The sequence below is a fragment of the Endozoicomonas sp. SESOKO4 genome (assembly GCF_024606275.1).
In genome coordinates, this window is sequence record NZ_JAHHPS010000455.1 from 1 (window position 1) to 1,002 (window position 1,002).

At 47.7% G+C, this 1,002-nt stretch carries 2 protein-coding genes; one reads left to right on the forward strand and one right to left on the reverse strand.

Going from position 1 to position 1,002, the window contains the following annotated elements; translation table 11 throughout:
• Positions 1-478, reverse strand: a 478-nt coding sequence (gene sigZ / locus KDK16_RS08895) for an RNA polymerase sigma factor SigZ (protein ID WP_257275671.1), incomplete at its 3' end; no start/stop codon positions are given.
• A 227-nt stretch (positions 479-705) separates the two neighbouring features.
• On the opposite strand from sigZ, the gene KDK16_RS08900 reads away from it, so the two are divergent.
• Positions 706-1,002: F-box protein (locus tag KDK16_RS08900; protein ID WP_257275672.1), on the forward strand; the 297-nt coding region annotated here is incomplete at its 3' end.

Consider the following 1,002-nt stretch of genomic DNA (forward strand, 5'->3'; position numbering starts at 1 on the left):
TTTCAATATCGCAGCAGGCAGTGAAACGTTCTCTCAGCTGAACCCGGCCACGTTGGATTCGGCTCTTGGCACCGGACACTGACAAGCCCAGGGCTACTGCCACCTGTTTTTGGCTCATGCCTTCCAGCTCTGACATCCGCAGGGGAATCCGGTACTTCTCGGGCAGCTCATCCATAATAGGCACCAGACAGCGGGCCAGTTCCTGATGACTCTTTTCTGCATCATCTTCTTCCGCGGCGGCAAGGTCGTCTGGCAACTCATCCCAGGGCTTTTGCTGGCGGTAGTAATCCATGACGGCATTATGGGCAATCCGATATAACCAGCCAGCCACTCTGTCTTCTGATTTCAGTGTCTGAATCTGGCTATGCGCTTTCAGATAGACGTTCTGCAGAATGTCATCCACTGCCGATGGTTCGCTCACTTCACGGGCTATATAGTGTTGCAGCTGAGCTTTATGCTCCTGCCAGTGACTTTGCATAACAGTCAGCTCCTGTTCAAAAGGTTGGTTTTTTATTCGATAACGCTTTGCGTGTCCGGAAAGCTGATAAAAACAAACATTTGCAGGAGCTATCAATAATCTTGGTTCCACTGACCTCAATATTTTGAACTTCCGCTTTAAAGCCGAGTCTAACAGAACGGATCAATTTTGAATGTCCTTCCCAAGCAAGGATAAATACTGAATTTGGAGCCATGGAGGAATCGGGCATGGACCCTGTGAAAAGCAGTTCGAGCATAGACGTAGCACTCTTGCCAATACCTGTGCAAGCTCAACTGGAGGAAGCACCAACGGGTGTCAGTGCAGGTAGGGACGTTACTCCTTATTACAACAATAACGCTCCATTCTTCTACTTGCCCGAATTAATACATTTACAGATTATTCGCTGTTTGAGTTTTCGAGAGATTACCCGTTTAGCAAAGGTATGCAGCTATTTTCACGATCTTGTTAAAAATGATAAAGCTCTGGAAAGAGCATGGAGTCGCCGGTTTCCTTCACCACAGCAA